Genomic DNA, 23527 nt, shown 5'->3' on the forward strand with positions numbered 1-23527 from the left:
CCTGTACGTATCTTCTTAGGCTGGGTTTTTCAAGAATGAAGGCCAGCGGGCTTTAAATTTATGCTTCCTGGGCGATGACTGCATGTGCCTGCTGGTCGGCATGATAGCTGCTGCGTACCATGGGACCGCTGGCAGCATTATCAAACCCCATGCTGTCTGCCTGCTCTTTAAACCAGGCAAACGTATCAGGTGTCACATAACGCAGCACGGGCAGGTGATGCACGCTTGGTTGCAGATATTGCCCCAGGGTTAGCATGCTGACATTGTGCGCACGCAGGTCACGCATCACTTCCAGGATTTCTTCATCAGTTTCACCCAGGCCCAGCATGAGGCCGGATTTGGCCGGCACATGCGGATACATCTCGCTGAACTGCTTGAGCAGGTTGAGTGAGTGCTGGTAATCAGACCCGGGGCGAGCTTGTTTATATAAGCGCGGCACCGTTTCCAGATTGTGATTCATCACATCCGGCGGCGCTTCACGCAGGATTTTCAGTGACACATCCAGGCGGCCACGGAAGTCCGGTACCAGGATTTCAATTTTGATGTGTGGGGATTGGGCACGGATCGCGCGTATGCAATCGACAAAATGCTGCGCACCGCCATCGGGCAAATCATCGCGATCTACCGAAGTGACCACGACATAACGCAGTTTCATCTGTGCAATAGTGCGCGCCAGGTTTTCCGGTTCATTCGGGTCAGGCGGCAGGGGTTTGCCGTGTGCCACATCGCAAAACGGGCAGCGGCGGGTGCAAATATCACCCAGGATCATAAAAGTGGCGGTGCCGCCACTAAAGCATTCGCCTATGTTCGGGCAACTGGCTTCTTCACAGACGGTGTGCAGATTGTTGTCACGCAAAACCTGTTTGATTTCCTGGAAGCGCGCTGAATCCGGCACTTTCATGCGTATCCACTCCGGCTTGCGCAATACCGGCATGGGCACGATTTTTATCGGAATACGCGAGGTTTTCGCGGCGTCAATTTCTTTGACACCAGCCACTTTTTTCGCCGGGCGTTCAGTTTGGCATTTATCTGACATGCGCCAGTTTCTCTTTCAGTGTTTGAGTTAACGCTGCGGCAATCTCAGCCATGGCTAACGGAATCTGTAATTCTTTGGTCTGCGTCATTTGCATGCCGGCATAACCGCAGGGGTCTATGTCTGCAAACGGCTGCAAATCCATATCAATATTCAAGCTTAAGCCATGATAACAGCACTGATTTTTAAGGCGTAGCCCTAACGACGCTATTTTTTTACCGTACACATAAACGCCTGGCGCATCAGGACGTGCTTCAGCAGTCACACCATGGCCGGCCAGGAATTCTATCAGGCTGTTTTCCAAGATGGAGACAAGTTGCCTCACATTCAAGTGGCTACGTGCGAGGTCTATCAGGCAATAAATAATTAACTGGCCTGGGCCGTGATAAGTGATTTTGCCGCCACGGTCTACATTTACGACGGGAATATCGTTATCAGGCAATCTAACCCCGCGCCGATTAAGGCCCAGCGTATAAACCGGCGGGTGTTCAGTCACCCACAACTGGTCAGCAGAGCTGCTATTGCGTTGCGCGGTGTAAGCCTGCATTTCGGCCAGGGTGACTGCATAGTCAGTCAGGCCCAGCTGGCGAATTTCCAGAGCAGGCATGTGATTTTGAAAGGGTGACTAAAGCACGACCTTGACCATCGGGTGCGAGGTCAGGCTGCGATAGATATCATCCAGTTGCGGTTTGGAGGTGACGTACACCATGCAAGTCAGGCTCAGGTATTTCCCCGCGCTGCTGCCGCGCATCTCGATTAAATGAGCACCAAACTCAGGCAGGTGCCGCTGTATGGTTTTGGTCACTTCAATGGTGAAGTCATCATGTGTTTCACCCATGACTTTGATTGGAAAGTCACAGGGAAACTCAATCAGGGTCTCTTCTGCTACAGGCGTTTGTTCAGAAGATGGTTTATCTGGTTCGCTCATACGGTCACCTGTTGAAACATGTTATTGCAAATACAAACGCACTTGGTCAATCATGCGTGAAAAGATATTGCTGGCTTCTACCGCCTGCATGGTCACCAATGGCACACTGTGGACGACTTTACCGTTTAAGGTAAACTCGATTTTACCTACTGCTTGCTGGGCTTTCAGTGGCGCTTCCAGCGGCTTGGCAATCCGTACGTTGGCTTTCATATTGGCATATTCGCCTTGTGGCAAAGTCAGGTAAACAGGCTTGGCAACTGTCAAATCGACTTCACTTTCAGTACCTTTCCAGACTTTTTGACGGGTGATGGCTTTAGCGGCCGGGTAGATCAGTTTGGATTCAAAGAACCTGAAGCCGAAGTTCAACAGTTTCTGGCTTTCGGCAGCACGTACATTGTCTGAAGTCGTGCCCAAAACGACAGAAATCAGGCGGAAATCATCGCGTTTGGCAGAAGAAATCAGGCAGTAACCCGCAGATTCGGTGTGGCCGGTTTTCATGCCATCGACAGTCGGGTCTAGGAACAGCAAGCGGTTACGGTTAGGCTGGGTAATCTTGTTATAGGTGTAAGATTTTTGTGAGTATAAGCGCGCGTAATCTTGAGGGAAGTCTCGGATCAAGGCATTGGCCAGGATCGACAAATCACGCGCTGTGGTGGTATGGGTAGGGTCAGGCAAGCCAGTTGAGTTAATGAAATGGCTGTTTTTCATGCCCAATGCCACGGCTTTTTTATTCATCAGTGTGGCAAATAACTCTTCACTACCGGCAATCCCTTCAGCCAGCGTAATGGCAGCATCGTTACCGGATTGGATAATCAGGCCATGCAGCAGCTCATCGACTGTCACCGTCATGGTGGTGTCGATAAACATTTTGGAGCCTTCGACCTTCCAGGCTTTATGGCTTACCGGCAATGTTTGTGTCAGTGACAAGCGCTTTTGCTTGACTGCTTCAAAAGCAAGGTAGGCTGTCATTACTTTGGTCAGCGATGCTGGTTCTACCGGCATATCCGGGTTATTGGCCGCCAACAATCCACCTGTATTGGCATCGCGCAATACAAAGGCTTTAGCAGCCAGTGTCGGCGACGGCACATTGAGGGTAATGGCTTCAGCGGCCAGTGTAATGAATGGAAGTGAAAATAGAACAGCAATACAAGAGCGCCACATGGTTAGTCACTTAACGAGATAAACAGTCAATGAGAAAAACCCCTTACGGGATACAAACTTCACGCAGAAAAACTTCTCGTGAACAAACAATTACCGGGAAAAAATCAGTGCGGGTAACTGCAATTGGTCACGCATCTGACTGGCCGCCTGTGCTGCCAATGCGTGATCTGGATACGGCCCCAGTACGACCTGGAACAGCTTGCCATTATACACTTTGTTGAGCAGGGTTTGTGTCTCGGGGATGGCGGTGAAGATACGCTTCTGCAAGCGGTCGGCATTTTCTTCCTGGCCAAAAGCGCCAACCTGGATGTAAATACCATTGGCTTCCAGTCCGTTTGCAGGAATGTTTGTAGCGGAGGTATTTGTTGTAGAAGGTGTGCTTGCCGGCGAAGGCACGCTTGCCGGTGAAGCACCTGCTGACACCGGCTGAATGATCTGCCTGGTCACTTGAACGGTTTCAGTAGATGGCTGCAAGGGTTCGGGTATCTGCTGTGTCGTATCTATCAGGGTCACTTCTACCTGGCTGGAACCATGCTGGATAATATCCAGCTGTTTGGCTGCGGCATAAGACAGATCAATTACCCGCGGACGCCCGAACGGCCCGCGGTCATTGACCCGGACAATGACCGACTTGCGGTTACTGAGGTTGGTTACGCGCACATAGCTGGGAATAGGCAGGGTTTTATGTGCGGCAGAGAGTTTGAACATATCATAGACTTCACCGCTGGCGGTTTTGCGCCCATGGAATTTTTTGCCATACCAGGAAGCGTGGCCGGTCTGGGTAAAAGGCGTGGCGATAGCTGACATCGGTGTAATGGTCTCGCCATTGACGATATAAGGCTTGGTCGTAGATTTGACGATAGGGTCCAGCCTGGGCGTCACTGACGTTTCCAACGGCGTGTTCGGGTCTATGCCATCGGTAGCATTGCCTTCAAATTCCGGTTTTGGGTCAATGTTGATGATGCGCGGACCCATGACAGGCGGGGCAGAAGGTGAAGACGCCATAGGAGGTGTGGCGCGTGGTCTTTCTGCGGGTGTCGATTTGCTGGTTGGTGGCTGAGACGGAGATGTCTGGCGTGGTGGCATACTGCTGTTACAGGCAGCCAGAAGGCTGCTTAGCAACGCAATCGCTATCAGTTTTGAATTAAAAGACATCTTGTCCTCACAAAGTACATTAGTCAGTGGCGACCAGTCGTTTATGCGATTGCACACTCATTAGCAAGCCCAGGCTCAGGCCCAGGGTCAACAAAGAAGTACCGCCATAACTAACCAATGGCAACGGAATGCCCACCACCGGTAAAATGCCGCTGACCATGCCCATATTCACAAAGCAATAAGTGAAGAAGGTGGCGGCAATACTGCCTGCCAGCAAGCGTGAAAAAGTATTTTTGGCTTGCGAGGCAATAATAAAAGCGCGGCCTATGATAATGGTGAACAGCAGTAACAACAGACAACAGCCGACCAGGCCAAATTCTTCAGCGAATACGGCAAAAATAAAGTCGGTAGTGCGTTCAGGTACAAAGTCCAGTTGTGATTGGGTGCCATTCAGCCAACCTTTGCCGGTCATCCCACCGGAGCCAATCGCAATGGTGGCCTGGATAATATGGTAGCCCGCACCCAATGGATCCTGGCTCGGATCGACCAGGATTTCAACCCTGCGCCGTTGATAGTCGTGCAGCATAGACCACAAAATCGGCAGGGCAGCACCAAAGGCAATCGCGCTACCGAAGATAAATTTCCAGCTCAGGCCAGCCAGGAAAATTACAAAAAATCCGGAAGCAAATACCAGGGTGGCAGTACCCAGATCAGGCTGTTTGGCAATCAATAGTACCGGCACCAGCAGAATCACCCCGGCGACTAAGTAATCGCCGGTGCGCAACATACTTTCACGTTTGGAAAAATACCAGGACAACATGATAGGTACGGCCAGCTTCATCAGTTCTGAAGGCTGGATTTTGGTCACACCCAGGTTTAACCAGCGCCGCGCACCATGGCTGATGTCACCTATCAAGGCGACAGCCAGCAGCAGTGTCAGACCAAACAAATACACCGGAAGCGCAATGCGCTCAATCAATTGCGGTTGCGTATTGGCTACCAGCAGCATGACGCCCATCATGATCATAATATTCACGATTTGCGCGTTCACTTTGGTCAGCGCCTGGCCAGATGCGCTATACAGCACCATCAATGCCACCACCAGCACCATCAGAACAGTGGCGAGCAGGACAGAGTCTACATGCCGTATAAAGCGGACGATCAATTGCCTAATCATGTGGCTCCTCTTCTACTTCTGGCGCATTGGTAATGGTGACTTCCGGCACTGCTGCAGCGGCCGGGTCAACCGGTACTTTGCCAAGTAAATAATAATCCATCACCTTGCGCGCAATCGGGCCGGCTGTTGAGCCACCATGGCTACCGTTTTCCACAATCACAGCGACTGCGATTTTCGGATCTTCGGCAGGCGCATACGAAATAAACCAGGCGTGGTCGCGGTGCCGTTCGTTAATCAGTTTTTCGTTATATTTCTCGTTTTGTTTGATACCGACCACTTGTGCAGTACCGGTTTTGGCTGCGATTAAATAACCTGCATTGGTACCAATCGCAGCGGCAGTGCCGCCTGGCTGGGTTACATCCATCATGCCCAGCTTGACGATTTCCAGATTATTGGCGCTCAAATTCAACTGGTCGGCAATTGCATGCGGCAATAAGCTGACCTGGTTGGTTTTCGAGTTGACGATGGCATTTACCAGATGTGGCCGGATGGATTTGCCACTGTTGGCCAGCATGGCAGTGGCATGCGCGAGTTGCATAGGTGTCACCAGGGTATACCCTTGCCCGATACCAACAATCACGGTCTCACCCATATACCACGGTTGTTTAAAGCGTTTCTTCTTCCAGGCTGGTGTGGGCAGTAATCCTGACAATTCGCCCTGGATATCGATATTGGTTTTTTCGCCAAATCCAAAATGGCGTACAAAATCGGTCAGGCGGTCTATGCCCAGTTCCATCGCCAACCCGTAGAAAAAGGTATCACAGGAAACGGTAATTGCCCGGCGCATATCGACCGCGCCATGACCGGAAGGCTTCCAGTCGCGGTAACGGTGACGGCTATTTGGCAACATGAAATAGCCAGGGTCGCTGATGGCAAAAGGCGGCTGGCGCTTGCCGGACTCTAACCCCGCCAGCGCCACAAATGGTTTAAAGGTCGAGCCTGGCGGGTAAATGCCTTTCAGGCTGCGGTTGATCAATGGTTTATCCAGTGAATTATTCAGCAGGTTCCAGTTGTCGTAATCAATGCCATCCACAAACAGGTTGGCATCAAATGACGGCATACTTGCCATCGCCAGCACTTCGCCGGTTTTAGGTTGAATGGCAACCAATGCGCCACGCCTGCCGGCAAATTCATGCTCGGCGATTTCCTGCAATTTGGCATCCATTGATAGCACAATATTGTTACCAGACGTTGGCGATGCGCTGGAAAGCACACGAACTGCGCGTCCATCCGCGTCAATCTCTACTTGCTGGAAACCGGTGATACCATGCAATTGCTCTTCATAAGCCTGCTCAACACCGGCCTTGCCGATATGCTCGGTGCCTTTGTAATTGGAAAGCTGGTTATTTTCTTTGAGTTGCTTGAGGTCATTCTCGTTGATGCGGCTAATATAGCCAATCGCATGCGTACCCAGCGTCCCATAAGGATAGTGTCTGAACAGTCGTGATTTTAATTCTACGCCCGGAAAACGGAAGCGGTTTACCGCAAACTTGGCCGCTTCATACTCGTTCAGGTGGGTACGAATCGGGATGCTCTCAAAGGTATGGCTTTGGCTGCGCAATTTCTTAAAGCGCTTGAGGTCGATTGGCGAGACTTCTACCAGCTGGCCTAACTCTTCAATGGTGTCCTGCAAGTCGTCGGTTTTGGAGGGCGTGATTTCCAGCGTATACACAAAAAAGTTATGCGCCAGGATAATACCGTTACGGTCAGAAATCAGGCCGCGGTTAGGCGTGATTGGCACAATCGAGATGCGGTTGTTTTCTGCCAGCGTCTGGTAGTAGTCGTAGCGGTAGACCTGTAAAAAATAAAAACGGCCTGCTAACGCCGAAAAAGCGGCAATGACCGCTAATACCAGGAAAACCAGGCGAACCCGGAACTTGTGCTGTTCGTTCTGGTGGTTCTTGAGTTCGGTGCTGTACCCCATGCGCTTATAACTTTTTCGGGCGCGATAATTCGCCAAACCACACAATCATGATTTGCCAGAGGATCAGGTCAGAAATGATCGGCAAGCCATAGGTCCAGTCAGGCATCTCGCTACCGGCAAAAAGCTTCAGCAGCATAATCAATATGCGTTGCATGCCGAACAGGAAGATCAGGTATAGATACAACTGCCAGCGGTTGAAAAGCACCAGGCGGCGTTGGTAAATCAAACCAAGAAAAGCAGTAATCGAGAATGTCAGTGCGTGCTGGCCGAGCAGGCTGCCGGTCGCCAGGTCTACCAGTAACCCTGCAAACCATACCCAGCCGATATTGCAGTGATAGGGCGCCTGCAGCAGCCAGTAAAGCGCAATCACCAGCAGGAAGTCAGGGCGGATAATCACGCCGGAGTTTGACCATGGATATAACTGGAACACCAGGCCAACCAGCAAGGTAAAAAAGAAGGTACTGAATTTTACCGGTTTCATGGACGCTCCGGTGCAGCTGGCGCTTGGCTGTTAGGTGGTGATGTGACGTTAGGCGTGGCAGTATTAGGGCTGCCATTATTTGTCTGCGTGCTGGCTGGCGGCGTTATCGCATTCACGGCAGCGGGGTCGGTGTCTGTGGAATCCAAACTGGGAAGTTCGGTGACTGGATGCGGATCTACCGCCGCATTATTTTTTTGCAGTACATCGACCACCGATTGATCGAGGTGTTGTGCATTATTGCGCGGCAATACCGGCTTGTTGTCTGTCACCGGATTAATCGCCGGTGACTCAGGGATTTTCAGAATCAGCACATGTTTATGGTTGTTGACGCCGGCAATCGGGCGGCTGACGATTTTGGCAAACGGTGAATCCTGGCTTTGTTTAATCTGTGTCACTACCGCCACGGCCAAGCCGGCTGGATATACACCATCAATGCCTGAGGTGACCAGTTTATCGCCTACTTTAATATCCACGCTGGTTGGTAGGTAAGGGATATCCAGCGTGTTGCGCTTGCCTTCGCCGAAAGCAATCGCGCGCAATTGATTGCGTTCAATCTGAATAGGGATGGACAGTTTTTTATCGGTAATCAGCGTGACTTCACTGGTGAACGGGTAAACCCGGGTGATCTGGCCAACAACGCCTTGCTCATCCACCACTGCCTGGCCGGGGGTGATGTCGTGACGGCTGCCACGGTTGAGTGTGATGATATTGCTGAACGGGTCGCGTCCCATATGCATCACTTCACCCAGTGTCGCTTTAGGGATGATAGGCGCATCACCTGACAGCAGTGTGCGCAAGTGCACATTTTCTGCATCCACGGTTGCAAGGCGCTGTAGCGCTGCGTTATCAATCAAACCTTGTTGCTTGAGCTTGAAGTTTTCCTGGATCAATTGGTTATGCGAGGTAAAGTAGGTATTAATGTTGCGACCCCACTCATTCGGGGCGCTAGCAACAATTTCCAGCGGATGCAGGGCGGCGCTAAACCATTGCCGTACCTGGCTCAGATAGTCAAAACGTGCATCGATGGCCATCATGACCAGTGACAATGCGCAAAAAAACATCAGGCGTGAAAAAGGCCGCGGCCCCTGGATAAAAAAGGCCGGGGATTCGTGCGGATCAAGCTGTTGGTGTATGCCTTTGAGCATAATGAGGGTAACGCCAGCCGGGCCTTACATTACTCACTGGCAAACACATTGCCCAATTTATCCATTTCTTCCAATGCACGGCCACAACCACGGGCCACACAAGTCAATGGGTCTTCAGCAACGATGACCGGCAAGCCGGTTTCTTCCACCAGCAAACGATCCAAGTCACGCAGTAACGCGCCACCACCGGTCAGTACCATGCCTTTTTCAGCAATATCGGCACCCAGTTCTGGCGGCGTTTGTTCAAGTGCGGATTTCACTGCACCGACGATAGAGTTCAGAGGCTCGGTAAGTGCTTCCAGGATTTCGTTGCTTGAAATGGTGAATTTACGTGGCAGGCCTTCCGCCAGGTTGCGACCGGTGACTTCCATTTCCAGCACTTCAGAACCCGGGAAAGCGGAGCCGATTCTTTTCTTGATTGCTTCGGCGGTAGGTTCGGAAATCTGCATGCCGTAGTTGCGGCGGATGTAGTCAATAATCGCCTGGTCAAATTTGTCGCCACCGACGCGTTCGGATTTGGCGTACACAATACCACCCAGTGAAATCACGCCAACTTCAGTTGTGCCGCCACCAATATCCACCACCATGGAACCAGTCGCTTCAGCCACCGGCATGTCAGCACCAATGGCCGCGGCCATCGGCTCTTCAATCAGGAACACCTGTTTGGCGCCGGCGCGCTCGGCAGACTCTTTAATCGCACGGCGTTCAACCTGGGTGGAACCTACCGGTACACAGATGATGATGCGTGGGCTGGGTGAGAACCAGCGGGATTCATGTACTTTACGGATAAAAAACTTGAGCATTTGCTCGGTGATGGTGAAGTCGGCAATCACACCATCCTTCATCGGGCGGATCGCCTGGATGTTGGCTGGCGCACGTCCCAGCATGCTTTTCGCATCGGAACCCACTGCCAGCAACACTTTTTTACCGTTGGGCCCGCCCTCGGTACGAATGGCAACGACAGACGGCTCGTCCAGCACCACACCCTTACCGCGCACGTAAATCAGGGTGTTGGCTGTGCCAAGGTCGATTGCGAGATCATTGGAGAAGTAGCTGTTAAGTGCACCGAACATGTTTTATCCTGTAAAATTCCGACTTTTGAAGCGCCAGCCGAGTGTGGCTTGAAATCAAGGTATAATAGCGCAAAACGCACATGAAATTAAGATGTGATTTCGAATTCTTGAAGACTTATCCTCTATGGCACTCAATCTTGAAGACATCAAACGTATAGCGCATCTGGCTCGCATCGAAGTCAGTGACACTGAAGCGCAAGAAACTTTAAATAAACTTTCCGGCATTTTAGGGCTGATCGAGCAAATGCAAGCAGTAGATACCACCGGAATTGCGCCTATGTCGCACTCCCAGGATGTCACGCAGCGCTTGCGTGAAGACGTGGTCACCCAAACCAATCAGCGCGAACTGTTCCAGTCAATTGCCCCTGCCACGCAAGATGGGTTATATCTCGTGCCCAAGGTCATTGAATAAACATTGATCAAACCCAGTGATCAAATAATTAAGTCGCCACCTCCTATACGGTTTTAATGATGATTAACAGTAGCCTTAAACAGCTGGGCCAACAGTTGGCCAGCAAGCAAATTTCCAGTGTCGAGCTCACGCAAGCCTATTTGCAGCGCGTGACGCAACTCAATCCGACCATCAATGCTTTTATCACGCTGGATGAAGAAAAAACCATAGCCCAGGCCAAGGCTGCTGATGCGCGAATTGCTGCCGGTGACTTCGGGCCGCTGACGGGTATTCCGCTCGCCCAAAAAGACATTTTTTGTGCCAAAGGCTGGCGCACCACTTGCAGCTCGAAAATGCTGGAAACCTTTATTGCGCCTTATGACGCGCATGTGATCAGCCAGTTTGATGCCGCTGGCGCCGTGAACCTTGGCAAAACCAATATGGACGAATTCGCCATGGGCTCCTCCAACGAGACCAGTTACTTTGGTGGCGTAAAAAATCCCTGGGACTTTGACCGCGTACCTGGCGGTAGCTCGGGCGGTTCCGCAGCTGCTGTCGCGGCGCGCTTGTGCGCAGCAGCGACTGGTACTGACACTGGTGGTTCCATCCGTCAACCCGCCTCCCTATGTGGCTTCACTGGCCTGAAACCAACCTATGGCCTGGTATCGCGTTACGGCATGATCGCGTTTGCTTCTTCTCTGGACCAGGCCGGCCCGATGGCTAAATCGGCTGAAGACTGTGCGCTGATGCTGAACGTAATGGCCGGTTTCGACGAGCGCGATTCCACCAGCGTCAACCGCGAAAAAGAAGATTACACGCGTGGCCTCGCCCACATGCATGGCGAGCAACCGTTAAAAGGCCTTCGTATCGGCCTGCCAAAAGAGTACTTTGCCGAAGGCCTGAGTGTCGACGTTGCCAAAGTGATTGAAACGGCGATTGCCGAATACAAAAAACTGGGCGCTGAAATCGTGGATATCAGCCTGCCGAATAACAACCTGTCTATCCCCGTTTACTACGTGCTGGCGCCTGCGGAAGCTTCCAGTAATTTGTCTCGCTATGACGGTGTGCGCTACGGTCACCGCGCTGCCGAATACAATGACCTGCAGGAAATGTACATGAAGTCGCGCGCCGAAGGCTTTGGTGCCGAGGTTAAGCGCCGTATCCTGATTGGTACCTATGTATTGAGCGCCGGTTACTACGATGCCTACTACCTGAAAGCCCAGCAAATCCGCCGCCTGATTGCGCAGGATTTTGTGGAAGCATTCAAACACTGTGATGTGATCATGGGACCCGCTGCCCCTTCGACAGCCTTTAAGGCCGGGGAGAAGACCAGTGACCCGGTCGCCATGTACCTCGAAGATTTGTATACCATTGCCGTCAACCTGGCCGGTTTGCCTGGCATGAGTATTCCTGCCGGCTTTGCCCAAGATGGTGATGGTAAACCGCTGCCAGTCGGCTTGCAGATTATCGGTAATTATTTTGATGAAGCGCGCATGCTGGATGTCGGCCACGCCTATCAACAAGTAACAGACTGGCATACCCAAATGCCAGTAGCATTGGAGAACATCTAAATGCAGTGGGAAGTCGTGATCGGGTTGGAAACCCATGTGCAGTTACAAACCAAGTCCAAACAATTCAGTGGCGCTTCGACCACCTATGGTGCTGAGCCAAACACGCAAGCTTGTGAAGTGAGCATTGCGTTGCCGGGTGTGTTGCCGGTCCTCAATAAACAATCCGTGGAATGCGCGATCAAGTTTGGCCTGGCTATCGATGCCGACATTGCGCCCCGCAGCATTTTCGCCCGCAAGAATTACTTTTATCCGGATTTGCCTAAGGGCTACCAGATCAGCCAGTTCGAATTGCCGGTGGTTGGCAAAGGCAAGATCACTATCCAGGTGCCTGCCGGTAAAAATACTGAAGCTTACGAAAAAGTCATCAACATCACCCGTGCGCATCTGGAAGAAGATGCCGGTAAATCCGTGCACGATGCGGTTGAAGGTATGTCCGGTATCGATTTAAACCGCGCTGGTACGCCATTGCTGGAAATCGTGACGGAACCGGATATGCGCAGTGCGGCGGAAGCGGTTGCCTATGCCAAAAAACTGCACGAACTGGTGCAATGGATAGGCATCTGCGACGGTAATATGCAGGAAGGTTCGTTCCGTTGCGACGTTAACGTGTCAGTGCGTCCTAAAGGCACAGAAAAACTGGGCACCCGCCGCGAAATCAAGAACCTCAACTCGTTCAAATTCATGCTGCAGGCGATTGAGTACGAAACCCAGTGGCAGATCGAAACACTGGAAGATGGCGGTACCATTCAACAAGCCACTATCCTCTTTAATCCGGACACCGGCGAAACCCGCGCCATGCGTTCCAAGGAAGAAGCCAACGATTACCGTTATTTCCCGGACCCCGATTTGCTGCCGCTTGAAGTGACAGAAGCTGATAAAACACGCGTCAGGGCAGATATGCCGGAATTGCCGCAAGCGTTACAAGCGCGTTTTACCAGTGAGTACCAACTCTCCGGTTATGATGCCAGTAACCTGACCAGTTCCCGTGCGGTGGCTGATTATTTCGTTGCTGTAGTGAATGCGGGTGGCGACGCCAAACAGGCTGCTAATTGGGTGATGGGCGCACTATCGGCCAAACTCAATGCGGAAGAAAAAACGGTTGCCGAGAGTCCGGTTTCCGCTGACCAGCTCGCAGCATTACTCAAGCGGATTGCTGATAACACTATTTCTAACAATGCTGCGAAACAGGTGTTTGAGGGATTATGGGCAGGTGAAGGCGAAGTCGATGCCATCATCGAAGCCAAAGGCCTCAAACAAGTTTCTGACACCGGCGCGATTGAAGCGATTATTAATGACGTGCTGGCGGCAAACCAGGCCATGGTCGAAGAATACAAAGCCGGTAAAGAAAAAGCCTTTAATGCGCTGGTGGGTCAGTGCATGAAAGCATCTAAAGGTAAGGCTAACCCGGCACAGGTCAATGAGTTGCTGAAAAACAAACTGGGTTAATGACCATCTTCCTAACGCCATCTGATTGGCGAGAGGGTTGAGGTTTAACAGGAAAAAGATGGCGTGAAGATTACTCTTCGCGCCATTTTGCGTTAATGGCGATCAAATCTGGTAAACAGTTCAGCAGGGCTTCTACCACCGCCGGGTCAAAGTGTCGGTTGCTTTGTGATTTGATTTCTTCTACTACCTTATCAATTGGCCAGGCCTCTTTGTAAGGGCGTTTGCTCAGGAGCGCATCAAACACATCGGCGATGGCCACAATGCGGGCTTCAATCGGAATCTCTTCCCCTTTTAAACCATATGGGTAGCCGGTACCATCCCATTTTTCATGGTGATACAAGGCGACGGTATAGGCCAGTTTGATCAGCGGTGAAGTGGATTTATCCAGGATATCTGCCCCCAGTTGAGGATGGGTACGCATGGTAGCTAGCTCCTCCTCATCCAGTTTGCCGGGTTTAAGTAGTACCTGGTCGGGGATACCAATTTTGCCGATGTCATGCATAGGCGCTGCATGTACCAGTTGTTCGGCAAAGCCTGCATCCATGCCCATTTCTAGCGCTATCCTGCCTGAGACATGGCTCATGCGTATCACATGCATACCGGTTTCATTGTCCTTGAATTCTGCTGCACGTCCCAGGCGTTGGATCAGTTCCAGGTGCGTGCTTTTCAACTCGTCGATATGAATCAGTGACAAATGGGTTTTGACGCGCGCCCGCACAATAGCAGGTGAAATCGGCTTGTTAATATAATCAACGCCACCGGCTTTAAATCCTTGCGACTCATCGGCTTCATCCGCCAGCGCGGTGACAAAAATCACCGGGATGGTCTGGGTGTCAGGGTCATCTTTCAACTGTTTGCAGACTTCAAAACCGGTCATGCCAGGCATCATGACGTCGAGCAAAATCAGCCGCGGCTTTTCTTTTTTCACCAGCTCCAGTGCATCCATACCATTTTTGGCAAAGCTTAAGCGATAGTCGTCCTGCAAAACTTGCTTGAGTACTTTCAGGTTGAGCGGTTCGTCGTCGACAATCAGAATCCGCGGTTGCTGAGTAATATAATCCGTCATGAAGGTGTTCCTTGTGTCTGGGTCTCCAGTAGTTGGTCGATCTGCATCACTGCTTGTTCAAAATCAAACTCGTTCAGAGATTGCACAATGGCATTGCTTGCTTCGCGCCAGTCGGCAGGGGCATGCCGCATCAGTTTGTTTGCCAGCGCATCATCCAGTTCCGCCATGGCAGCCAACGTGCGTAGTGCTTTCAACCAGCTGATGATCTGGTTTATATCCGTTTCTTCACTGGCAGCCGGTTTTTCAACAATTGCTGGTTGCAAGTCTTGCAATGAAGTAAACGCCTGCTGCAATGCTTGGGCAAATGTCTGTAACTTCTCAATCAATGCCCCAGATTCTTGCCAGGTTTCTTCTGTGATATGTTCCAGTGCATGATAAATAGACTGCATTTTCGGTAGCGCAAGATTGGCGCTCACGCCTTTATTGGCATGTGCGATGAGCTTTAATGTTGCAGGGTCATTCGCCTGTATAGCGTCGGTTAAGTTATCTATGTGCCTTGGCGTTTCCAGCAAATATTGGCCGACCTCATGCAAATAAATCTGTATGTCGCCCCACAACATCACGCCTTTATTGAGGTCGATATCTTGCTGGGTCATGGTTTGCTCAATGTGAGTCGCGGGTGGTGAGACCGTCACGCCATGCAGCACCCGCGCCATTTCGGCCAGCAATAGCGGTAATTCAATAGGTTTGGAACTGAATCCATCCATATCGGCCTGTTTGGCTGCTAAACGGTCCTGCTCCAGAACGCTGGCAGTCAAGGCGATAATCGGTGTTCTATCCCAGCCTGCTTCGCGTTCCATCTCGCGAATGCGGATGCTGGCGGTTAAGCCATCGACCACCGGCATCTGTACATCCATCAAAATAATATCAAATGCCCGTGTTTGCAGGGCGTCTATGACTTCTTGGCCGTTGGTGGCCAGTGTGACTCTATGGCCCTGTTTCTCGAGCATGATATGTAACAGTTTGCGATTTTGTTCAATATCATCAGCTGCCAGAATATTCAGTGAAGGCAGGAAATTCTGGCTGGGATTAAGCTCAATCGGGCTCTCTTTGCGCGTGCCCTCTGCTAAAGGCAGGGTGACACTAAAGCAACTACCTTGCCCCAGCGTGCTGGCGGCCGTGATACGGCCATTCATCAGTTCCACCAGCTGTTTACTAATCGTAGTGCCTAGTCCGGTGCCGCCAAAACGGCGACTCATGGTGGCATCCGCCTGGGTGAAAGGCGCGAATATGCTTTCCAGACGATCGGCATCAATGCCGATGCCAGTATCTATCAGGTCAAACTGTATTTCTCCATGTGGCGTGGGGTAGACTTTTAATTCGACATAGCCGGATTCGGTAAACTTGACCGCGTTACCGAGCAGATTGGTTAACACCTGGCGGATGCGATGTTCAGCACCTTTGTAATAACCAGCGGCTTGCGGATCCAGTGATAACTTTAATTCGATCTGCTTTTTACGTGCTTGCAGCCACAACGATGAAATCACGCTATCGACCAGTTCTCGCATGGAGAAATCCAGTATTTCCAGTTCCAGCATGCCTTTTTCCAGCTTGGCGCTATCGAGAATGTCATTCAGCAAATGCAGCAGGGACTTGGCCGACTGGCTGATGGTCGACAAGTAATTGCGTTGCTCCTGCTGCATGGCGGTGTCGAGCAGCAATTCACTGAAACCGATAATCGAGTTCATCGGTGTGCGGATTTCATGACTCATATTGGCCAGGAAAGTGCTTTTTACATTGGCCGCCTCTTCGGCCTTATCCTTGGCCAGCAGCATTTCCTGTTCCATCTGTTTGCGTTCACTGATGTCGATCATAAACATCACCACTTTAATAACCTTGCCATCTATATTGCGGATCGGGCTGTAGGAGGCATGAATCCAGATTTGCTTACCATGTTTGCCATAGCGCAAGAATTCGCCATGCACAAACTCACCTTTTTTAAGCGAAATCCACTTTTGTTTATAGCGGTCTGTGGAGACAAAGTCGGGTGGACAAAGGATGGAATGATGGCGGCCGCGGATTTCAACCAGCTCATAACCGAGCAAGTCCAGAAAGCTGCGGTTGGCGTTCAGCACGAAACCATCAATGCTGAACTCGGCCATGCTGGTGGAGTTATTAATGGCATTGGCAATCCCTTCAAACTCCGCATTTTTGTGTTTGGATTCGGTCACGTCTAGCATAACCCCGTCAAGTGCCTCGGCCCTACCATCGTTGCTGTAAATGGCGGAGGCAAACTCCGATATCCACTTTTCATTACCATTGCGGTCAGTAATCCTGTATTCAATCGCATAGTTGGTACGGTTGCCAACCGCTGCTTCCACGATTGGTTGGATCCGCTGGGCATCGTCGGGATGAATCAATTGCGCAAAGTTAACTGACCCATTCAGGAAGTCTTCAACTGCCCAGCCGGTCATTTCCAGCGCAGCATCGCTGATCAGACGCATACTCCAGTTCTCATCCAGATTGCAGCGGAACGTCACGCCGGGGATGTTGTTCATCATGGAGCGGATCTGCTGATCTTTTTCGCGGATTACTTTTTCAATCGTTTTACGCTGCGTGAGGTCGGTAATAAATCCAACAAATAATCTTTCATTCGGCAGCTTGACCTCGCCCATTGCCAGGCGAATGGGGAATAACGTACCATCTTTTTTGATGGCATCTAGATCGTGGCCTTCGCCTAGCGCCTGCGCACTTACAGCATTGGTTTTAAAATAACGCCAGCGATTTTTAAAGTCGGGTTCGGGCATTAACATCGAAATGTTTTGGCCCTCAATGTCGGATTTTTGCCAACCAAACAGCCGCTCCACCGCTTCGTTGCAGGAAATAATCTGACCGCTGGTGTCGATTGTGACAATGCCATCCACCGCAGTATTCAAAATAGTCGATAATCTGGTTTCGCTGACCTGAACACTCGCCAGGGCCTGTCGGTAACTGATCAGCACATTGATTGCCGCGGCAATGATGCCTATCAATATGGTGACCAGCGTAATGCCTAGTGCCAGTGAAATGGATTGGTTATTCTCAGGATTGAAACCGGATTGTGCCTGCCCGATAAAGCGCGCAGAGGCCATGCCGGTATAATGCATGGCGGTAATGGCACTGCCCATTAACGCGCCGCCTAGCAAGATGCTTACTTTGGCTGGCAGCTTGCCTGTCTGGTTAAGGAAAATACCTGTCCATAATGAAAGGGTGGCCAAACTGATCACCACAAAGACAGACATCAATACCCAGGCCAGATCAAATTTGAGCACAGGCTCCATTTTCATAGCCAGCATGCCGGTGTAATGCATGGCACCGATGCCGGTGCCGACTGAGAGTCCACCTTTAATCAGTTTACTGTAATCAAGCTGGTTCTCTGTCATCAGGTTGAGTGCGTAATAGGATGCCAGGATGCCGGGCATCATCGAAATCATGGTGACTTCCGGGTTGTAAGTGACTTTTGTGCAGATTTCGTAGGCCAGCATGCCGATAAAATGCATGGCCCAAATGCCTGCTCCAAGCGAGATTGAGCTGGCGATAATGGAAAACTTCTGTGACACCAGCGAAGTTTGTTTTTGTGAAATGCGGGTTAGCTGTAGCGCCAGCACCGAGGTGCCGATGGCTACCAGCGCGGATAGTATCACTAGCCATGGATTATAAGTTCCATAGAGCAGGGCGGTGGGCGATCCTTCCCTGAAAAAGAAAATACTGTACCAATCCATGCGGTGATGGCCCTCAATAAAAAATGTTAATCGTGCTAGCGATATTTTATCTTGTGCACACGATAAATAATATTGAGAACAATGCTGTTTTTAAAGGCTATTTCACCATTTAGGTGATTGAAATACATCGGTATTTTGCATGTGTCGGAAAAGCAGAAAACCCCGCAGATGCAGGGTTTTTCTGGGGCAGGCAGTGCTGATTTTCAGGTGGTTAATGACACAGCACGTGACAAATCAGCTGGTAACAAATCGTCATAAAGCCGATGGTGGTCAGCATAAAACTGATGGCAGAAAATACCTTCCATTTCATTTTGCTCCAGAAATCGGTATCAAATGCCGCAATGGTGAAAATGGTCGGGTTGGTAAAGCCGCCGATAGCCATACAGACACAGGCAAAATGATGTAATTCAATGCCAGCGGTTTTGGATGCAGCAAAAAAGCCAAGTTGGAAAAGTGCCATCAAGGCGTAATCCACGTGGGCACGGATCATGGTTTTGTAATCGACCAGAAAGCCGCCATCGATTCCCTGAATAGGAAACCAGCGTGCAAAAGTCATCAACCATGCGGATAAAATTAAAGCGCTAGTACAAGCGACTGCGCCAATCAATAAGACGTCCATTTTTCTCTCCTGAGCTCTGATTTAAAAGGGTTTCCCATATTGTTATTGTGTGGGGAAATGTGATTGTAGACAGATCTGTCTGTCTGTCAATATGCGGCATTATTCAATGCATGAAAACTTGCGTTCTCCGGCGTTTTCGCGCACAATTCGTTCCTTGCTAGGGGTCTGTAAATCCTTCATTTCATTCGAAGTTTTTACAGTGAGAGTTACCCTTCGAACCTGATGCGGGTTATTCCGCCGTAGGGAATGCATATCTCCGCGCATCCTTACGTCTTTATCTTTTAAGGATGCCAATGAACGCCATAGACAAAAACCTTCAGTCCCAGACTCCGCAATCCCAGATTTCTCAAAGCAAAAATATCAAATTCGTCAACGCGGATGCCAAAGTTGATGAAGGGGCTACCAAACCTTTCGCTAAGTCACGCAAAATCTACATACAAGGTTCACGTCCGGACATCCAGGTGCCGTTCCGTGAAATCTCGCTGAGTGATACGCCTTCCAGTTTTGGCGGTGATGTTAACCCCCCGGTAGTGGTATATGACACTTCCGGCCCTTATACCGACCCAGCAGTAGAGATTGATATCCGTAACGGTTTGCCTGCTTTGCGCGCGCAATGGATTATGGAACGTGGCGATGTAGAGCAGCTGGATGGCCCGACCTCTGAGTTCGGTCAGCAACGTCTGATTGATCCCGAGTTGTCGCAAATGCGTTTCAACCTGCATCGCAAACCGCTGCGTGCCAAAGCTGGCATGAATGTCAGCCAGATGCACTATGCACGCAAGGGCATCATCACGCCGGAGATGGAATTTATCGCCATCCGCGAAAACCAGCGTCGTGAAAACATGAGCGAATTGCTACAAACGCAGCATCCTGGCCAGAATTACGGTGCCAGTATTCCATCTGTAATCACGCCTGAATTCGTGCGTGACGAAGTGGCACGTGGCCGTGCGATTATCCCTTCCAATATCAACCACCCCGAAATCGAGCCCATGATCATTGGCCGTAATTTCCTGGTTAAAATCAACGCCAATATCGGGAATTCCGCACTGGGTTCTTCCATCTCTGAAGAAGTAGAGAAAATGGTGTGGGGTACGCGTTGGGGCGGTGATACTGTGATGGATCTGTCCACTGGTAAAAACATCCATGAAACCCGCGAATGGATTATCCGTAATTCACCAGTGCCTATCGGTACCGTGCCTATCTACCAGGCGCTGGAAAAAGTGAACGGCAAGGCTGAGGACCTGACCTGGGAAATCTTCCGCGACACCTTGATCGAGCAGGCAGAGCAGGGCGTGGATTACTTTACGATCCATGCCGGTGTCCGCCTGGCTTATATCCCCATGACGGCCAAGCGTATGACCGGCATCGTATCGCGCGGTGGTTCTATCATGGCGAAATGGTGCCTGGCGCATCATAAAGAGTCATTCCTGTATGAGCATTTTGAAGATATCTGCCAGATCATGAAGCAGTACGATGTGTCGTTTTCGCTGGGCGATGGCCTGCGTCCTGGTTCTATCTACGACGCCAACGACGAAGCGCAATTTGCCGAGCTGAAAACCCTGGGTGAGCTGACGCAGATCGCCTGGAAACATGATGTACAGTGCATGATCGAAGGCCCAGGTCACGTACCTATGCACCTGATCAAGGAAAACATGGATCTGCAACTGGAGCATTGTGGTGAAGCCCCGTTTTACACTTTGGGCCCATTGACCACTGACATTGCGCCTGGCTATGACCATATCACTTCCGGGATTGGTGCGGCGATGATAGGCTGGTATGGCTGTGCCATGCTCTGTTATGTGACACCGAAAGAGCATTTAGGCCTGCCGGACAAAGAAGATGTGCGTGTTGGTATTATCACTTACAAGATTGCAGCCCATGCTGCCGATTTGGCCAAAGGCCACCCGGGCGCGCAGATTCGTGACAATGCTTTATCCAAAGCACGTTTTGAATTCCGCTGGGAAGACCAGTTCAACCTTGGCCTGGACCCTGAAAAAGCCAAGGAATTCCATGATGAAACCCTGCCGCAGGAGGGCGCGAAGCAAGCACACTTTTGCTCTATGTGCGGCCCGCATTTCTGCTCGATGAAGATCACGCAGGATGTACGCGACTATGCGGATAAACTGGGCGTGGATGAGCAGGCCGCTTTGCAAAAAGGCATGCAGGAAAAAGCGATAGAGTTCGTGAAAAAAGGCAGCGAGGTTTACCAGAAAGTTTGATTGCCCAAAAGGTTGTACAAACCCTGTAAATAAAACCGGCTAACCGCCGGTTTTTTATTGCTTTAAATTTGCTTATTTAATGAGCAAAGCTAGGCTTTTTCTCAACATTCAAATCAGTGTTTACGCGATATAGTCTACAGTCTACACAGCGCATATAGGGTTGCATGATGGCAGATAACCTGCAAAGCAGCATCGTAAGAGACTTCCGGCAAACATTGTTGTGGCCGATACAGCTGATGACGGAAAACAGCGATCCCTATGCCATGCATTGCCCGTGGAAGACCTTAAGCGCCGACCCTGAGTCGAAATGGGTGGAAATAAAGGACGAATTTTTACAGGATTCGCCTCACTTAAGCGAAGCACGCTATCAGGAGTTCGTCACCTTCTTGCCATTTGCGCAGCGTTTTTTATACGGCGAAGGCCGCCACGGTCGCGAAGCGGGTGGCTATGGCGAGTCGCCTATCCATATTTTTACCCGCAGCGATATCAGCCATGTCCGCATTAAATTGCATGACGAACCCGAAAGCCTGCTACTACGGGTTTCGCATGTAGAGCTTTATTTCTTTTTTGACATCGATGTCGCGATGCTGGCTTTCGAAGTTACCGGCAACGACTTGCCATTAAAATCTGCCATGGAGATTCTTTACCGTCTGGGCCGAACCTATCCCAACTATTGGGATGATACCGGCGAAGGCGGACACTGCGCAGAGCGCATTGAATGGCTGGATAAACAGGGTGGGGTCATTGCCCGCTCGGATTATGAAGACAAGGGGCGCTACCTTGCTTATGTGAAAGAAAACCATGTGCCGTGCGTGTCTTTACATTGGCTGGCGTTGCTGCATCCATTGGTGCCGCATTATTCCGGGCAGCAGGGCGCGCTACGCTACCGTGAAATAGAGTATCAGCGCATGCCGCTGATGGCTTACCTGTCTTTTGATGATGTCAGCCAGCTCAGCCGCGGTGATATGATCCGCCTGGGCCTGGTATGCCAGCCCTGGCATTCAGAAACTTTGCCCTTTACCGAACACTTTTTGCAGGAGTTTGAAAAAAACAACTGCTATGACCGCTACTGGGATGAGTCACGCGTAGACCCATGGAGCACAACGCGCATCATGTGCACCGGGCAAAATTTTGTGGTGGTTGGGAGCCATCAGCACCGTGTTTTTACCAATGAGAAAACCGGTATCAAGCGCCATTACCAAAACCAGTATTTCCTGCTGTTCCTGATTGCGCATTTCCAGAAAGCGGCCCTGCTGATGCTGTCTGACCGCATGGTGCAAGCCATCAGCCGGCTGGATATCCAACGAGAAGACTCGGTCAAGGCGTTCCGCGCGCGCATCCGCCATGCAACGGCAGTATTTTTAAGATTTACGCACCGCTACTGGTTTGAGAATGTGTCAGACCAGGCAGTCGCCAAAGACCTGTTTACCCTGATGCTGAAACAGCTGGATTCTGTGAGCCTGTTTGAAAAAACCCGCCGCCGCATTATGGATATGGCGGAATATCTGGAAGGCGAAGAAATCAAACGCCAGGCCGATACCGTGGTGCGACTTACAGTAGTCACCATTCTGGGCCTGATCGGCACCATGACCAGCGGACTGCTGGGCATGAACCTGATAGATCTTACCCAAAGCAATTTGATGGAAAAGGTGGCTTATTTTGCACTGGTGTTTATCCCGGTTAGCCTGCTTACGTTTTACACAGTGATTAAATCCAGAAGGTTATCGCTATTCCTGGACGCGCTTTCTAACGAAGGTGCAGGGCTGCGCTACAAGTTGAGCAAGCTTAAGAGTGTGTGGATGGGTAGGCTCGAAGATTAAAAATATCGATAAATTAAGCAGTTAGTACGTGATTCCTTGGTTTGAATCGAAAAGTGAGTTGCACTTTCACATGTGTTAAAAAGTGAATCTTTGGGCTGATACCTTATCAAAAATTACAACATGATGTGAATCGATGACGAGAACGTAATGAGACGAAAGCTCTATTTTGTTTTGCCTAATATCAACACTGCCCACATCATGATGGATGAGTTGCTGTTGGATAGAATTGACGAAAACCACATCCATTTTCATGCCGAAAAAGAGCAGGAATTGGGTAATTTGCCTAAAGCAGTCGCCATGGAAAAATCCGATGTTATTTATAGCGCCATGGGCGGTTTTTTGTTCGGCGCTTTATTTGGTTTGCTTGGTGGCGTATTGGCTTATATGGTGCCGTGGTGGTTTGGCGAAGTTTCGCTCACCGTGATCCCCTACTGCATCATATTAGGCGCGTTGGCTTGTGCTGCCTGGGCAGCTGCGGTGGCAACAGCGGCGCCCAGTTATCGTATCAGGTCGTATAAAAGCGCGATGGAACAGGGTAATGTACTGATGATTGTGTCAGTGCCATTGCGCAGGCTGAATGAGATTCGCCGCCGTTTAGCCAGCCGCCATCCGGAGGCTATTTACACTGGGATATGGCCTGCCGAGCATCATTTGTTTCCATAATAAAAAGCCAGCAG

The 23527-nt window shown here is 50.6% G+C and carries 19 protein-coding genes and 1 riboswitch; of the genes, 6 read left to right on the plus strand and 13 right to left on the minus strand.

Annotation, left to right across the window (positions count from 1 at the left end):
- Nucleotides 1-58: 58 nt before the first annotated feature.
- From lipA to ASG24_RS05535, 10 genes are all read right to left on the minus strand, one after another.
- Nucleotides 59-1036, minus strand: a complete 978-nt coding sequence (gene lipA, locus ASG24_RS05490; RefSeq protein ID WP_055830515.1) for a lipoyl synthase — start codon at nucleotides 1034-1036, stop codon at nucleotides 59-61.
- Nucleotides 1026-1640, minus strand: coding sequence for a lipoyl(octanoyl) transferase LipB (gene lipB / locus ASG24_RS05495; protein WP_055868768.1), 615 nt, complete (start codon nucleotides 1638-1640; stop codon nucleotides 1026-1028). The genes lipA and lipB overlap by 11 nt, the downstream gene beginning before the upstream one ends.
- An 18-nt stretch (nucleotides 1641-1658) precedes the next feature.
- Nucleotides 1659-1961: a YbeD family protein gene (locus ASG24_RS05500; protein ID WP_055868771.1), complete on the minus strand. Its 303-nt coding sequence runs from the start codon at nucleotides 1959-1961 to the stop codon at nucleotides 1659-1661.
- Nucleotides 1962-1982: 21 nt separating this feature from the next.
- Entirely contained in the window at nucleotides 1983-3080 is a 1098-nt protein-coding gene (locus tag ASG24_RS05505; RefSeq protein ID WP_055830907.1) for a D-alanyl-D-alanine carboxypeptidase family protein, read from the minus strand.
- A gap of 132 nt (nucleotides 3081-3212) precedes the next feature.
- Complete coding sequence (locus ASG24_RS05510; protein ID WP_055868773.1) at nucleotides 3213-4277, minus strand: septal ring lytic transglycosylase RlpA family protein; 1065 nt, start codon at nucleotides 4275-4277, stop codon at nucleotides 3213-3215.
- A 19-nt stretch (nucleotides 4278-4296) separates the two neighbouring features.
- Nucleotides 4297-5394, minus strand: a complete 1098-nt coding sequence (rodA, locus tag ASG24_RS05515) for a rod shape-determining protein RodA (RefSeq protein WP_055868775.1) — start codon at nucleotides 5392-5394, stop codon at nucleotides 4297-4299.
- Nucleotides 5387-7318 carry a penicillin-binding protein 2 gene (mrdA, locus tag ASG24_RS05520; protein WP_055830506.1) on the minus strand — a complete coding sequence of 644 codons (1932 nt, stop codon included), beginning with the start codon at nucleotides 7316-7318 and terminating at the stop codon, nucleotides 5387-5389. Before mrdA ends, rodA begins: the two co-directional genes overlap by 8 nt.
- Before the next feature lie 4 nt (nucleotides 7319-7322).
- A complete protein-coding gene (mreD, locus tag ASG24_RS05525) occupies nucleotides 7323-7799 on the minus strand; it encodes a rod shape-determining protein MreD (protein ID WP_055868777.1) in 477 nt (158 codons plus the stop codon).
- Entirely contained in the window at nucleotides 7796-8944 is a 1149-nt protein-coding gene (mreC, locus tag ASG24_RS05530; protein WP_082488001.1) for a rod shape-determining protein MreC, read from the minus strand. The genes mreD and mreC overlap by 4 nt, the downstream gene beginning before the upstream one ends.
- Before the next feature lie 29 nt (nucleotides 8945-8973).
- Entirely contained in the window at nucleotides 8974-10017 is a 1044-nt protein-coding gene (locus tag ASG24_RS05535; RefSeq protein WP_055830500.1) for a rod shape-determining protein, read from the minus strand.
- A 124-nt stretch (nucleotides 10018-10141) separates the two neighbouring features.
- Here ASG24_RS05535 and gatC point away from each other — a divergent pair, with 124 nt between their 5' ends.
- The 3 genes from gatC to gatB are packed head-to-tail and all read left to right on the plus strand — an operon-like array spanning nucleotide 10142 to nucleotide 13425.
- Nucleotides 10142-10429: an Asp-tRNA(Asn)/Glu-tRNA(Gln) amidotransferase subunit GatC gene (gatC, locus tag ASG24_RS05540; protein WP_055868779.1), complete on the plus strand. Its 288-nt coding sequence runs from the start codon at nucleotides 10142-10144 to the stop codon at nucleotides 10427-10429.
- A 59-nt stretch (nucleotides 10430-10488) separates the two neighbouring features.
- Nucleotides 10489-11979, plus strand: a complete 1491-nt coding sequence (gene gatA, locus ASG24_RS05545; protein WP_055869359.1) for an Asp-tRNA(Asn)/Glu-tRNA(Gln) amidotransferase subunit GatA — start codon at nucleotides 10489-10491, stop codon at nucleotides 11977-11979.
- Complete coding sequence (gene gatB, locus ASG24_RS05550; RefSeq protein WP_055868782.1) at nucleotides 11980-13425, plus strand: Asp-tRNA(Asn)/Glu-tRNA(Gln) amidotransferase subunit GatB; 1446 nt, start codon at nucleotides 11980-11982, stop codon at nucleotides 13423-13425.
- Between the two features lie 70 nt (nucleotides 13426-13495).
- Here the strand turns inward: gatB and ASG24_RS05555 are convergent, their stop codons facing one another.
- From ASG24_RS05555 to ASG24_RS05565, 3 genes are all read right to left on the minus strand, one after another.
- Entirely contained in the window at nucleotides 13496-14491 is a 996-nt protein-coding gene (locus tag ASG24_RS05555; protein WP_055868784.1) for a two-component system response regulator, read from the minus strand.
- Complete coding sequence (locus tag ASG24_RS05560; RefSeq protein WP_055868786.1) at nucleotides 14488-18192, minus strand: PAS domain S-box protein; 3705 nt, start codon at nucleotides 18190-18192, stop codon at nucleotides 14488-14490. Before ASG24_RS05560 ends, ASG24_RS05555 begins: the two co-directional genes overlap by 4 nt.
- A 211-nt stretch (nucleotides 18193-18403) precedes the next feature.
- On the minus strand, nucleotides 18404-18811 hold the full coding sequence (locus ASG24_RS05565) for a hypothetical protein (RefSeq protein ID WP_055868789.1): 408 nt from the start codon (nucleotides 18809-18811) through the stop codon (nucleotides 18404-18406).
- Between the two features lie 149 nt (nucleotides 18812-18960).
- Nucleotides 18961-19075: riboswitch (TPP riboswitch) on the plus strand.
- A 29-nt stretch (nucleotides 19076-19104) separates the two neighbouring features.
- On the opposite strand from ASG24_RS05565, the gene thiC reads away from it, so the two are divergent.
- The 3 genes from thiC (at nucleotide 19105) to ASG24_RS05580 (ending at nucleotide 23513) form a co-directional block, all read left to right on the plus strand.
- On the plus strand, nucleotides 19105-21030 hold the full coding sequence (gene thiC / locus ASG24_RS05570) for a phosphomethylpyrimidine synthase ThiC (RefSeq protein ID WP_055868791.1): 1926 nt from the start codon (nucleotides 19105-19107) through the stop codon (nucleotides 21028-21030).
- 164 nt (nucleotides 21031-21194) lie between these two features.
- On the plus strand, nucleotides 21195-22850 hold the full coding sequence (locus ASG24_RS05575) for a hypothetical protein (RefSeq protein ID WP_235562319.1): 1656 nt from the start codon (nucleotides 21195-21197) through the stop codon (nucleotides 22848-22850).
- A 147-nt stretch (nucleotides 22851-22997) separates the two neighbouring features.
- Nucleotides 22998-23513 (plus strand): hypothetical protein, encoded by a 516-nt coding sequence (locus ASG24_RS05580; protein ID WP_055868796.1) that lies wholly within the window; start codon nucleotides 22998-23000, stop codon nucleotides 23511-23513.
- Nucleotides 23514-23527: the final 14 nt, after the last annotated feature.

Origin of the sequence: Methylophilus sp. Leaf414 (assembly GCF_001425425.1) — a bacterium.
GTDB lineage: Bacteria > Pseudomonadota > Gammaproteobacteria > Burkholderiales > Methylophilaceae > Methylophilus.